This window comes from Streptomyces sp. NPDC102402 (assembly GCF_044765765.1).
Classification (GTDB): Bacteria; Actinomycetota; Actinomycetes; order Streptomycetales; family Streptomycetaceae; genus Streptomyces.
The window spans coordinates 275,039-288,429 of the sequence record NZ_JBIWKR010000009.1; the positions used below are offsets into that span (position 1 = coordinate 275,039).

General features: G+C 72.5%; 7 protein-coding genes. 4 read left to right on the plus strand and 3 right to left on the minus strand.

The window, feature by feature from the left end:
* Positions 1 to 112 precede the first annotated feature (112 nt).
* Positions 113 to 1,651: a glycoside hydrolase family 76 protein gene (locus ACIRJR_RS25790; RefSeq protein WP_403784721.1), complete on the minus strand. Its 1,539-nt coding sequence runs from the start codon at positions 1,649 to 1,651 to the stop codon at positions 113 to 115.
* 215 nt (positions 1,652 to 1,866) lie between these two features.
* On the opposite strand from ACIRJR_RS25790, the gene ACIRJR_RS25795 reads away from it, so the two are divergent.
* Together ACIRJR_RS25795 and gap are read left to right on the plus strand one after the other, a co-directional pair.
* Positions 1,867 to 2,820 carry a GlxA family transcriptional regulator gene (locus tag ACIRJR_RS25795; protein ID WP_403784723.1) on the plus strand — a complete coding sequence of 318 codons (954 nt, stop codon included), beginning with the start codon at positions 1,867 to 1,869 and terminating at the stop codon, positions 2,818 to 2,820.
* Between the two features lie 109 nt (positions 2,821 to 2,929).
* Positions 2,930 to 3,925 (plus strand): type I glyceraldehyde-3-phosphate dehydrogenase, encoded by a 996-nt coding sequence (gene gap, locus ACIRJR_RS25800; RefSeq protein WP_403784725.1) that lies wholly within the window; start codon positions 2,930 to 2,932, stop codon positions 3,923 to 3,925.
* A 168-nt stretch (positions 3,926 to 4,093) separates the two neighbouring features.
* On the opposite strand, the gene ACIRJR_RS25805 is transcribed toward gap, so the two are convergent.
* Positions 4,094 to 5,308 carry an alginate lyase family protein gene (locus ACIRJR_RS25805; RefSeq protein WP_403784727.1) on the minus strand — a complete coding sequence of 405 codons (1,215 nt, stop codon included), beginning with the start codon at positions 5,306 to 5,308 and terminating at the stop codon, positions 4,094 to 4,096.
* 252 nt (positions 5,309 to 5,560) lie between these two features.
* Between ACIRJR_RS25805 and ACIRJR_RS25810 the strand changes: the two genes are divergently transcribed.
* Positions 5,561 to 7,519: an acyl-CoA dehydrogenase gene (locus ACIRJR_RS25810; RefSeq protein WP_403784729.1), complete on the plus strand. Its 1,959-nt coding sequence runs from the start codon at positions 5,561 to 5,563 to the stop codon at positions 7,517 to 7,519.
* A 399-nt stretch (positions 7,520 to 7,918) separates the two neighbouring features.
* Entirely contained in the window at positions 7,919 to 9,142 is a 1,224-nt protein-coding gene (locus ACIRJR_RS25815) for a cation:proton antiporter (protein ID WP_403784731.1), read from the plus strand.
* An 88-nt stretch (positions 9,143 to 9,230) separates the two neighbouring features.
* On the opposite strand, the gene ACIRJR_RS25820 is transcribed toward ACIRJR_RS25815, so the two are convergent.
* Positions 9,231 to 12,614 carry an ATP-binding protein gene (locus ACIRJR_RS25820; RefSeq protein ID WP_403784733.1) on the minus strand — a complete coding sequence of 1,128 codons (3,384 nt, stop codon included), beginning with the start codon at positions 12,612 to 12,614 and terminating at the stop codon, positions 9,231 to 9,233.
* Positions 12,615 to 13,391 lie beyond the last annotated feature (777 nt).

Consider the following 13,391-nt stretch of genomic DNA (forward strand, 5'->3'; position numbering starts at 1 on the left):
GGGGCCGGCGGGGAACCGGCCCGCGGCCGCCGGCCTTCCGGGCCCGGTCCGGCCGTGGTCCGCCGCGGTGCCGGCGGACACTCCTGCGGATCGCGGGCCCGTCCGGCACGACTCAGCCCGAAGCGGCGTTGAGGAGGTCGAGCACGCTCTGCTGGCAGCCGTATCCGGTGGTGCCGCTGCCGCCGCTCCAGTGCGGGCCGTACTGGTCGAGAGCGTTGCGGTCGCGGTCGTAGGCGCTGTTGGCCCAGCGGGTGAGGGCAGGGGCGTAGGGGCGGTCGGACAGCTGGCGGTTCAGCGCGCCGAGCCCGCGGACGTAGGCGCCCTTGAAGCTCGGGCCGTCCCCTGTGCAGCTGTCGTCCTCGCCCGGTTCGCGCAGCACACCGTCCGTCTGGAGCCGTACCGTCGAGGCGTCGGCCAGGCCGCGCGCCGTTGTCAGGACGCCCGCGTCACCGGTGGCCCTGTGGAATTCGGTCAACGCGCCGAGGATGACGCCCTGGTTGTACGTCCAGGTCGGCTGGCCGTTGTTGCGGCAGGCGTCGTCGAGGCCGTCGTTGATCATGTGATCACCGTTGATCATGCCGCTGTTCCGGAACCATTCCCATTCGCTCTTCGCCCGGTCCAGGTACGTCGTGTCCCCGGCGATGCGGTTGTGCAGGGCAGAGGTGAGCTGGAGGAAGAGCTCGTTGGTGATGGCGTTCTTGTAGTTGCCGTTCGTGTTCCAGCGGACTCCGCCGCCACAGGTGCTGTTCCAGTTCGCGTACATGTGGTCCGCGTCCGCCCGCGCGGTGTCGAGGTACCGCCGGTCGCCGGTCAGATCGTAGGCGGCGATCCAGGCCAGGCCCCACCAGCCGGTGTCGTCGAGGTACTCGTTGCGGAACTGTCCTCCCTGGGCGTTGATGTTCCTGTCGTAGATCTCGGCGACGGCATAGGTGTAACTGCCCATGCCGCTGACGCGGCTGTTGTCGATGATCGCGGTCAGGGCGTTGGCGGCGGTCCACCATCCGTTGCCGCCGAACAGCTTGCTGCTCCGGTCGAACGACATCATCAGCGCGGTGGCCGCCGCGGTGCTCCGGCTGCCGGCGTTCCAGGTGGTCCGCGCCCATGGCGTGCACGCGATGGCCCCGCCGGCCGGCTGTCCGCAGGCCCGCAGGGCCCCGACTCCCCGGGTGTTCCAGTCGTCGACGTTGTACATCTGGGTGCGCCAGCCGTGCCCTCCGGAGGGCACGGCGGTGTCGCCCAGACGGCTTCCCGACGCCCAGGTCCGGCCGCCGTCCATGGAGCGGTCCAGCCACACCCGGTCGCCGGTGCCGCCGTTGTCGATGGACGCCCAGCCCATCGCGGCGGTGTCGTCGAAGTGCAGGGCGACCGATCGTGAGGAGACCGTGGCGGTGACGGGCACACGGTCCTTCGTGCTCAGCGCCGGATCACGCGCGTCGCAGTACGTGTTGCACACGGCCGCCGCGGGTGCCGCGGCGGCGGGTGGTGACGACGTTCCCCCGGCGATCAGGGACGACAACGTTGTCAAGGTGACGAGAGTGGCGGCTGATCCGAATCTCGGTGGCTTCACGGAGGGCTCCCGGAACGTCTGGTCGCGGTGGGGGGAGGCTGTGCGGCGGCAGGAGAGCGCTCTCAGAAGGTAGCCAGACGCCATGGGCACGTCAATGCCCCGGTGGCGGATCGGCCTGCCGCTTCCGAGGGTTCTGTGTCGAGGGCAGGGATACGGACGACAGCGGGACGGCTCGGCACGGGCGGCGGGCCCGGCGGATGTGCGAGCCGCCCGGGCCCCCGGGGCCCGGGCCCCGCACGAGCGGCGCCACGGTCGGCCCGCCGGGACCGCACCGCCTCGCCCCGCGTACCCTGCTTCCCGTGGTCTCCCGCCTGCATCGCGTCGCCGTCCTCGTGCTCGAGGGTGCGAAGCCGCTCGATGTCGGTATTCCCGCACAGGTGTTCACGACCCGGGCGAGCATGCCGTACGAGGTGCGGGTGTGCGGCGCGGCGCCCGGCCTCGTGACGGGTGGCGACGGCCTGTCGTACCACGTCGCCCACGGCCTCGACGCGCTCGAGTGGGCCGGCATCGTCTTCATCCCCGGCTACCGTCTGCCGGACCGTGACGACCCGCCGCGAGCCGTGGCCGACGCGCTGATCGCGGCACATGACCGGGGCGCGCGGCTCGCCGCGATCTCGACGGGCGCTTTCGCGCTCGCGGCCACGGGCCTGCTCGACGGCAAGCGGGCCACGACGCACTGGCACTACACGCGGGCGCTCGCCGCGCGGCATCCGCGCGTACAGGTGGACGAGAACGTCCTGTTCGTCGACGAGGGCAGTGTGCTGACGTCGGCGGGCGCCGCTTCGGGCATCGACCTGTGTCTGCACATCCTGCGCGGTGACCTCGGGGTGGCCGCGTCCAACCACGCGGCCCGGCGCCTGGTCGCGGCCCCCTATCGCAGCGGTGGTCAGGCGCAGTACGTGCCGCGCAGCGTGCCCGATCCGCTGGGGGAGCGGTTCGCCGCCACTCGCGAATGGGCGCTGCACCGGCTCGGTGAACCGCTCACGCTCGAGGCCCTCGCCCGGCATGCGGCGGTCTCGCCGCGCACGTTCTCGCGGCGCTTCGTCGAGGACACGGGGTACACACCGATGCAGTGGGTCATGCGCGCCCGCGTCGACATGTCCCGTGAACTGCTCGAGCGTTCGCAGCGGAGCGTCGAGCAGATCGCCGCCGAGGTCGGTCTGGGCACCGGTGCGAATCTGCGGCTCCACTTCCAGCGCATCCTCGGCACCACACCGAGCGAATACCGGCGCACGTTCGCACAGGGCGAGTAGCAGCAGCCCACGTCGACGTGGCGCGATCCTTTCGAACCATGGCGATCGCGCCGCTGTCACGGGCGGATGCGGCGCGCGACGCTGGTGGTGACCCGAAGGGACAGCACTCATGACTCGCATCGCCATCAACGGATTCGGCCGCATCGGACGCAATGTGCTGCGCGCACTGCTCGAACGCGACAGCGACCTCGAGGTCGTCGCCGTCAACGACCTCACGGCGCCCGCCACCCTCGCCCGCCTGCTCGCCTACGACACCACGGCCGGCCGGCTCGGCCGCCCGGTGACCGTCGACGGGGACACCCTCGTCGTCGACGGCCGTCGCATCAGGGTGCTCGCCGAGCGTGAACCGGCGCAGTTGCCGTGGGCCGAGCTCGGCGTCGACATCGTGCTCGAGGCGACCGGCCGCTTCACGTCGGCGAAGGCCGCCCGCGGGCATCTCGACGGAGGCGCGAAGAAGGTGCTCGTCAGCGCGCCGTCGGACGGTGCCGACGTCACGCTCGCGTTCGGGGTCAACAACGACGCCTACGACCCCGAGGTGCACACGATCGTCTCGAACGCCTCGTGCACCACCAACGCGCTCGCGCCGCTGGCCGCCGTGCTCGACGAGCTTGCCGGAATCGAGCACGGCTTCATGACGACGGTCCACGCCTACACCCAGGAGCAGAACCTGCAGGACGGTCCGCACCGCGACGCCCGCCGCGCCCGCGCCGCCGCCGTCAACATCGTGCCGACCACGACGGGTGCCGCCAAGGCGATCGGCCTGGTGCTGCCGAACCTCGAGGGGAAGCTGTCCGGCGACTCGATCCGCGTGCCGGTGCCCGTGGGATCGATCGTCGAACTCAACACCACCGTCGCCCGCGACGTGACGCGTGACGACGTGCTGGCGGCGTACCGTGCGGCGGCGGAGGGCCCGCTCTCCGGCGTCCTCGAGTACTCGGACGACGCGCTCGTGTCGTCCGACATCACGGGCAATCCGGCCTCGTCGATCTTCGATTCGGAGCTCACCCGCGTCGACGGCCGTCACGTCAAGGTGGTCGCCTGGTACGACAACGAGTGGGGCTTCTCGAACCGTGTGATCGACACGCTCGAACTCCTCGCCGGCTGACCGGACGCCGGGGCGGCCCCGCCTCCGGAGGCCGCCCCTCGCGCTCCGGCGTATGTGCGGACCGGAGGTCGGGCCGGTCCTCACCCGGCAGTCGCTCGTGTCCCGCGCCCTGTCGGGGAGCGGAGCGTGGTGGCACCGTCCCGCTCCCCACCGCTGCGTCGCGACGCCTCAGGACACGTTGTCCCCATGGGTCAGCGTCTCCCAGGCGACGAAGAGGTTGTTCGTCCCCATCGGGCGCCCGGCACGGGTGTAGGCCTCGGTGTTGCTCATGGCGTTGCCGAGCCGGTTGTGCAACGCGTTGTAGCCGACCTCGGTGACGGGCCCGAGCCCGCGGTTGACACTGCCTCCGCACAGCCAGGCGGGCGGGCTGTTCAGCTCGTACGTGGCGTGGAAGCCCAGCGCGTGCCGGATCCGTTCGCCGAACTCCGGGTACAGGTCCTGGCCCTGGATGCGGGAGGTCTCGGCCACCTGGGACATGGCCGCGATGCCGTAGCCGGTGTGGACGAAGTCGCGGCAGGTCTCCTGGGCGAGTCCGTTCACGAATGTGGACTGGTTGTGCCAGTACCCGATGATCTCGTCGCGGGTGTCGCGCCCGTCACCCGGCTTCGTGCGGGGCAGGGCGCCGTCCGAGGTGAGGTAGACGAAGGCGGGCACCCGGTTGCGGTAGAGCGACACCGCCCGGTCGTAGATGCCCTTGTCGTCAAGGAAGACCCCGATCCCGATGATGGCCTGGGTCATGCTCAGCTCCCAGTTGCCGTTGGAGTCCGAGCCGTTCCGGATCTCCGGGTAGTAGACGTCGCGGAGCATGGTCCCGAACCGGCCGGAGCCGGGCCAGTTGCCGTAGGCGTGCTTGATGATCTCGGCCGCCTTGGGCCAGGTGGAGGCGGCCCAGGCGGTCTGCAGCGGCGCGTTGCTGTTGGTGTGGTCCCGGACGGTGGCCGACCAGGCGTCCATGATCTGGATCGCCTTCGTGGCGTGGGCCGGGTCGCGCGTGACGTACCAGGCCAGGGCGTGGGTGTACGCGGCGATCGCGTCCTCACGCTCGTCCGTGCAGCCGTAGTCGGGATTCGAGTACGAACCGCACTCGACGACGGCGCGCGGGTGGGGGGTGTACGAGAGGGAGGCGTAGCGCGAAGCCTTCATCTGGCTGTAGGCGGCTGCCTGGGGAGCGGTGCCCGCGTCGACGCGGTTGCGCATCGTGTCCAGCTGGGCCCGGCTGACTCCGACTCCGGGGTGGGTGAACGTGGCGGGGGCGGCCTGCGAGGCCGGGACCGCGTCGGGGGCCGCGCTCGTGCCGGCGGCCGAGGCCGGCAGTGCGAGGAGGCCTGCCAGCAGCCCGCCTACGGCTGCGATCAGGGTGGAACCGAGGAATCTGCTTCGCATGGGGGGTGCCCTTCTACCGAGAGGACGTTCGTGTATGTGAACACTTCCTGCGGACGTGAATGGCTGGTGCTTCAGGAAGTTAACGGCCTAACATGTACGCGTCAAGGTCTAGACCTGCCTGACTCCGGTGCCCGGCCGGAGACCGGCTGGAGCCCGGGCATCGGGCGGAACCGCGTCCTCCCCGCGTCCCCCGTACGGCTCCGTGAGCCCGGGTGACTGCTTGGCCGTCGCCGGGCGGGGTAGCGAAAGTGCATGGCTACCGACACATCCACCCCTGCGAGCGGTTACGTACAGCCCGACGTCGACGTCCGGGCACTGACCGAGGTGCTCGACGGCGAGTACGCCGGGATCCGCGACCTCGTCCGTACCAACCTGGCGACGTACGCCTCCGTTCTCGAGGACGCCGACGAGCTCGGCGTCGACGCGTTCCGTGAGCGGGTGCGTGAGCTCGTCGTGGAGATGGCCGCGACGGGGCAGACCGGCATGGGGTTCCCGCGCGAGTACGGCGGGGGCGGCGACATCGGGGCCTCGATCGCCGCCTTCGAGACGCTGGCCTTCGGTGACCTGTCGGTGCTGGTGAAGGTCGGCGTGCAGTTCGGGCTCTTCGGCGGCGCGATCCTGCACCTGGGCACCGAACGCCACCACAGTGCCTACCTGCCGGACCTGATCACCGGGCAGCTCATGGGCTGCTTCGCGATGACCGAGACCGGGCACGGCTCCAACGTCCAGGCGCTCGGCACCGTCGCGAGGTACGACGCCGCCGGACAGGAGTTCGTCATCACCACCCACGGCGACCAGGCGCGCAAGGACTACATCGGCAACGCGGCCCGCCACGGCGAACTGGCCGTCGTCTTCGCCCAGCTGGAGGTCGGCGGGAAGTCCGAGGGCGTCCACGCCTTCGTCGTGCCGATCCGCGCCGGCGGCGAGGTGGCAAGCGGAGTCCGGATCGAGGACGACGGCCGCAAGATGGGCCTCAACGGAGTGGACAACGGCCGGCTGTGGTTCGACGGCGTCCGGGTGCCTCGCGAGGCCCTGCTCAACCGGTTCGCCGACGTCACCCCCGACGGCGTCTACGAGAGCCCGATCGAGAACCCGAACCGGCGCTTCTTCACCATGCTCGGCACGCTCGTACAGGGCCGGGTCAGCGTCGGTGGCGCCGGGGTCAACGCCGCCAAGGTCGCACTGGCGATCGCCACGAAGTACGCCGTACGGCGGCGGCAGTTCGAGGCGGCCTCGGACGGCGAGGAGCAGCTGCTCCTCGACTACGGTCTGCATCAGCGCCGCCTGCTGCCGCTCATCGCGCGTACGTATGCGCTGCACTTCGCGCAGGACGCCGTCCGCACACAGCTCCACGAAGTCTTCTCCGGCATCAAGGACGACGCCCAGGCCCGGCGCCTGCTGGAGTCACGGGCCGCCGGCACCAAGGCACTCGGCACCTGGCACGCCACCCGGGTCGTCCAGGAGTGCCGCGAGGCGTGCGGCGGCGCCGGCTACCTCGCCGTCAACCGGTTCGCCGCCCTCAAGAGCGACAGCGACATCTTCACCACCTTCGAGGGCGACAACCACGTGCTGCTGCAGCTCGTGGCCAAGGGCCTGCTCACCCACTACGCGAGCGAGTTCGAGGACCTGGACCAGCTGGGCATGGTCCGCTACGTGACCGGTCTCGCCGTCGAGACGGTCATAGAGAAGACGTCGGCCCACAAGCTCCTCGAACGGGTACGGGACCTGCTGCCCGGGGGTGACGAGTGGGACCAGGAAGCCGGCCTGCTCGACTCGGAGTACCACCTCGCCATGCTCCGCTACCGCGAGGAGCACATGCTCGCCGGGGTGGCCCGGCGGCTCAAGCGCGGGATCGACCAGAAGCGCGATCCCGGCGTCGTCTTCTCGCAGGTCCAGGACCACGTCATCGCGGTCGCCCACGCGCACGTCGAGCGGCTGGTGCTGGAGGCGTTCGTCGACAAGGCCGGTGCGCTGCCCGCGGGCGGCAACAAGGTGGCCCTCGGCCTGCTGTGCGACCTGTTCGCCCTGTCGACGATCGAGGCGGACCGGGCCTGGTTCATGGAGCACGGACGGCTGACGGTGCAGCGTTCCAAGGCCATCAGCCGTGAGGTCAACGACCTCTGCCGCAAGGTACGCCCCCTCGCGGTCGACCTCGTCGACGCCTGGGGCATCCCGCCCGAGATGCTGCGCGCGCCGGACCTGGTCGGCTGATCCAGGAGCCCGGACACCGGAGGCGGCACGACCCGGAGCGACCGGCTCCCACGCGACCGGCAGCCGCGCCGGCCCCGAGAGGTGCCGGCGCGGCTGCCGGGCCTCGCCGTCTCGACCCGAGCGCACCGCCGGCAGGGCACGGCCTCACCCCGACGGCGTACACCCGGTAGTACGACCCCGGCGCAGCGGCGAGAGTGGCACGGACCACGCGTCGTCGCGTCCTCGGCCACGGCATGCCGCCTGTGAGGGAGATCCCGATGTCCCGGACCCCGGAACCCCGACCCCGGGACCGGCCGGTCACCGGCGTGCCGTACGCGTGCGGCGGTGCCGTCCGCCCCGGCGTCCGGCGCCACGACCGCACCGCCGTCGCCCTGTGACCCGGCACCACGGCGGTGTCTCATGACCCACCCGGGCACCCTCGTCCTGATCATGGCGGCCGCCGTGCTGGCGCCGCTGCTCGTGTACGCGACGGGGCGCAGGCTCCGTGTCCCGCTGGTCATCTTCGAGATCGCCCTCGGAATCCTGATCGGTCCCGACGTGCTCGGCTGGGCGCACACGGACGAGGTCACCGACACGCTCGCCGACCTCGGGCTGTCCATGCTGATCTTCCTCGCCGGCTACGAGATCGAGTTCGCCGCGATCCGCGGTGACACCCTGCGCCGTTCCCTCTGGGCCTGGCTGATCGCTCTCGTCGCGGGGATCGGGCTGGGCCTCCTCATCAGCGGCGGAGAGGCGTTCAAGGCATTCGTCATCGGCACCGCGCTGACCAGCACGGCCCTCGGCACGGTCCTGCCGATGCTGCGTGACCGCGGGGAGCTGAAAGGGCGCTTCGGGAAGGTCATGACGGCGTTCGGCGCGGTCGGCGAGTTCGGTCCCGTCGTCGCCATGGCTCTGCTGCTCAGCGGACGCCGCCCGGGCGAGTCGGCGGCTCTCCTGGCGGCGTTCGGAGTGATCGCGGCCGCCGCCGTCTTCTGGGCCCTGCGCCCACGGCGGCCGTGGTTCACCCGGCTGACGGTACGCACCCTGCACAGCAGCGGACAGTTCGCCGTCCGGTTCGTGATGCTGCTGCTGGCCTGCATGCTGGGCCTCGCCGAGGTGTTCGGCCTGGACGTCCTCCTGGGCGCCTTCGCCGCCGGTGTCCTCACCCGTCTCGTCCTGCACCGTGCCGTTCCCGAGAGCAGCGACGAGGTCCTGGGCAAGGTGGAGGCGATGGGCTTCGGCTTCCTCGTACCGCTGTTCTACGTCGTCACCGGCATCGAGTTCGACCTGGACGCGCTCCTGCACGACGTGGCCGCCCTGCTGGTGGTTCCGCTCTTCCTGCTGCTGTTCGTGCTGGTGCGAGGCGGGCCGGTGTACGCGCTCGCTCCCAGGGACCTGAGCACGGGCGACCGTCTCGGCCTGGCTCTCTTCGCCTCGACGTGCCTGCCCCTGGTCGCCGCCATCACGACGATCGGCGTGGACCAGAAGCTGATCGGCTCGAACGAGGCCGCGTCGCTGGTCGGCGCCGCGATGCTTTCGGTGCTCGTGCTGCCGTTGCTCGCGACGCGGCTGCGGTCGGCCGACGGCGGGAAGGGCCGGCCCCTTCCGGACAGGGAGGCGGGGGCGGACACCGAGGCGTGGTGAGGCACCCGGTGCCCGGAGCCCACGGGACCGGGGGAGGGGGCCACGGCCGACGGGGCTCCCGCAGGTGTGCGGTCCTGCGGGCCCGGTGTCAGGCGCCCATGAGCTCGCGCGCGCTCCGCACACGGCGCAGGCCCGCCGGGTAGGGCAGCGCCTCGGCCATGGCCTCCGCCTGCCGGAGGGCGTCCTGTGACTCCTCGGCGAAGGACAGCCGGGAGAGGGCGACGGCGAGAACCACCCGTGCCTCCACCTCCGCGAGGCGCTCACCCGTCCGCCCGGCCCGCTCCGCCTCCGCCCGGGCGAGCTCCCGGGCCGGTTCCGCGCGCCCGCCGAAGAGCTCCGCCCAGGCCGCCAGCACCGGGGCTTCCGTCAACGAACCGTCCAGGGCCCGCAGCGCCGCCTGCGGGTGGTTCGCCGTCAGGGCGAGTTCCGCGCGAGCGGTGCGCACTTCGTGCGTGGCCTGCCGGTCCCCGAGCCCGGCGGCGGACGTCCCGGCGCGGTCGAGCAGTACCGCGGCCTCCGCGTCGGCGCCGGTCCGCATCCGGACGCGTGCCAGTGTCGCCAGGGTGTACGGCAGGCACCAGGCCTCCTCCCGCTCGGCACCCGCGACGGCGTCCTCCGCCAGGACCCGTGCCTCGTCGACCTCCTCCAGCAGCAGCCGCAGTTCGGCCAGGTTCGCCCGCTCGAACGCGGCGGCCGTCGGATCGCCCGACCGCTCGGCGAGTTCGAGGGCCCGCCGGCCGGTGGCGACCGCCGCACGCAGGTGGCCGCCGCGGCGGGCGTTCTCACGCGAGGTCGACAGCACGAGTCCGTGCAACGTCGGGTCGCCGTAGGCCTCGGCGGGTGCGAGCGCGCGCTCGCCCGCCTCACGCGCCTCGTCGAAGCGCCCCGCGAGCCCGAGGCTGCTGGCCTGCTGGACGAAGGCGCGGGCCACGAGACCCTGTCCCGCCGCCCCGGGGACCCGGCGGGCAGCGACGAGAGCCTGCCGGGCGGCCTCGAAGCCCTCCGCGTACCGTCCCTGGACGCCGCAGATCACCGACAGGGCGAGGAAGTGGCCGGCGACGGGCTCGGGTGCGGTGTGCGCGGCCACCGGATGGTCGCGCAGCACTTCGAGGCCGGCGTCGCGGGCACCGGCCTTCACCAGGGTCTCGGCGAGGCGGGCGGCCGCGAGCACGGTGTCGTCGTGGTGACCGCGCCGTACGAACTCGTCGAGGGCCAGCCGCAGCGCGCCGGCCGCCTTCGTGAAGTGGCCCATCCTGCGGAGCACCTGGCTGTGCGCGAGCCGGGCCCGGGCCGCGTCCACGTCCAGACGGCCCACCAGGTCACGGTAGTAGCGGTCGGCGCTGTCGTTCGCGTAGAGGGCGGCTGCCCGCTCGGCCGCCCTGCGCAGGTACTCCGCGGCCCTCGAATCGTCCGCGCGCGCGAAGTGGGAGGCGAGTGCGTCGACGGCGTCGGGGCGCCGGTGGAGCACCGCCCGGGCGAAGGCGCCGTGCAGTTCCCGCCGCCGCGTCGCGGAGAGCCTGTCGTAACACGTGAGCCGGACGAGGGGGTGGCGGAAGGCCAGTCCTTCCTGCGGATGCCCGGAGACCACGACCTGCCGCTCCTCGATGAGCGAGGCGGCGACGGCCTGCTCCAGGGCGTCGGCCGCGGCCGGCCCGTGGACGGCGGGGCGGAGCCCGTGCGCGGCGACGTCCAGCAGCTCGGAGAGCGCGGCCTCGCCCCCGGCGACGGACAGCGCCTCGACGATGCGCCGGGTGTCCTGATCGAGCCGGCCGAGCCGCTCGCCCACCAACTGGCGCACCCCGTCCGACGCCAGGGCGGCGGGGAGGCCGTCGCCCAGGCCGCGGGACAGCTCCAGGGCGAAGAGGGGGTTGCCGAGCGACAGCTCCCAGACGCGGTCCATCTGCCGGTCGGGAACGCCGTCGGCCGGGGCGTGGGCGGCGAGGCCCTCCGGGGCCGAGGCGTCGCCGGCCGCACGCGTGGCGTCGCGCACCACCGCCAGACACGCCTCCCGGTCGAGCGGCCCCACCTTCTCCCGCGTCGCCAGCCCCTGGCGCAGCATCGACGCCAGCCCGGTCCGCCGGGGGTCTCCGTCGGGCAGTTCCTCCTCACGGCAGGTGGCGAGGAACCGCAGTCGCGTACGGGTGTCGGAGGCCTGCCGGGCCAGGTGGCTCAGGAGTTGGTACGAGCCCGCGTCGGCACAGTGCAGGTCGTCGAGGACGATCAGGACGGGGTGGGCGGCCGCGAGTTCGGCCAGCAGTGCGGACGTCACCCGGAAGAGCCGGTCCCGTTCCTCCTCGGGGCTGCGTTCCGCGTTTCCCCGCACCCGTCCCAAGGACGGCAGGAACGAGGCGAGTTCGGGATACTCCGTGCCGATCCTGGCGCGTTGTCCGGCGTCCCGTCCGGCCACCCACGCGTCGAGCGCCTCGGCGAACACCCCGTAGGGAGTGTGTCCTTCGGCGTCGTGACCGGCCCCCCACAGGACGGCCGTTCCGGAGGCGGCGGCCCGTCGCGCCGCCTCTCCCGCCAGCCTGGTCTTGCCGACACCCACCTCGCCGGTGAGCAGACGGACCGGGGGGCCGTCCGTGTCGAGCAGGCGGCCGAGCGCCTCGTCGCGGCCGTGCAGCGGAATCGCCGCGGGCGCCCGCAGCAGAGCCGGAAGGGACGGCGCGGACGGAACGGGCGCGGGCCCCGTCGCGAGCGCCTCCCGGTGCAGGCGCTCCGTCTCCGGGCCGGGCCGCACACCGAACTCCTTGTCCAGCACGTCCCGGCACACGTGGTACTGCTGGAGCGCCCGGCGACGCAGCCCCTGGCGCAGGGACGCGTCCATGAGGATGCGGTGGGCGAGTTCCTCGGCAGGGTTCCCGGCAAGGGCCTGTTCGGCGACGGCCGCAGCCTCCTGGACCGCGCCGGCCTCGAGGTGCGCCGAGGCGAGTGCGAGCAGCAGCTCCTCCTTCATCGCCGTGAGCTGCTCCCGGCGGGACGCGGCCCAGAGCGCGTACCTGTCCTCGGGCAGCAGTTCGCCGGTGAACCGCTTCAGCGTCTCGACGAGTCCCGGCACGTCCCCGGTGGCCAGCGCGGCACGCCCCGCCTCCTCCGCCTCGTCCGCGTCTATCCGTACGGTCGCCGGGTCGAGGAGCAGCATCGAACCGTCCGAGACCAGGTACGACGAGGCGGCGCGAGGGGCGAGTTCCGGTTCCAGGGCGCGACGGGCCGCGTGCAGGGCGACACGCAGGCTGCCGACCGCCGCCTGCGCATCGGAGTCAGGCCAGCAGACGTCCATGGCCTGCTCGCGGTGGAGCCGGTGCCCGGGTGACACGGCGAGCAGTTTGACGAGCGCCCGGGCGCTCGGCCTCGGCCAGCGCTCGGCGAGTTCGGGACCGCCGTCACGAGTGACCCGGAACCCACCGAAAAGGTGCAGACGCAGCAGCGGTGGGGCGGGATTGGTGCGGTGGGGCGTTTGCTGCGCGTTCATCAGGGCGCCACTGTAACCGAGCACGCCCAGGGCCTCCCGGGCGCGTGCACGGGAGGCCCTGGGACGGCGGTCGGGACGTGCCCAGGAGAGCGGCGGTCAGGACGTGTTCAGAAGAGGAGGAGGCCGGCCGTGCCGCACGGAGACCGCCGGGGCCGTCACGCGGCCTTCCGCCGACGCCGTGGATCCGGCGGCCACCGACCCTGCTGAGGGCGTGGATCCGGCCTCCGCGAAGCCCGCGGGTGTGAGCCCACCCATAGGTCGCAGATCACATACGGGGCGCGGTAGTAGGCGCCGGAGGGCGGGCTCGCCGTCCTTGAGCGCCCCGCCCCGCCCGACGGCACCCTGCTACGGAGGCGGGTAGTACGGGCGGCCGTTGCCGGCGCTCCGGTGTGCCGCTAACCATGGTGGGAGCCCGGGAGGCCGGCACCGCGAGTCGGTCGGGCGCAGCGCGTTCCGTACGCCGGATCCCGCCGCGCACGTCCGTTCCGCCGCTCCCGTGGCTGTCCTGTCGTCTTCGCAAGGAGTGTTTCCATTCGTACGTCCGCTCAGTCCACGACGTCCATCGCCCGTGCCGCCCGTGTCCGCAGGCTCTCGGTCTCCGGGCTGTGTGCCGCGGGAGCCGCGGCAGCGGCCCTGACGCTGGCCCCGTCCCCCGCGCACGCCGCCGAGCCGGCGTCGCACGGTGTGCCGGCCACGACGGAGAAGGCCGGCAAGGCGGCCTCGGACGCGGACAAGCTGGACCACTGGATCCGCAAGTCCCTCAAGATCATGAAGGCC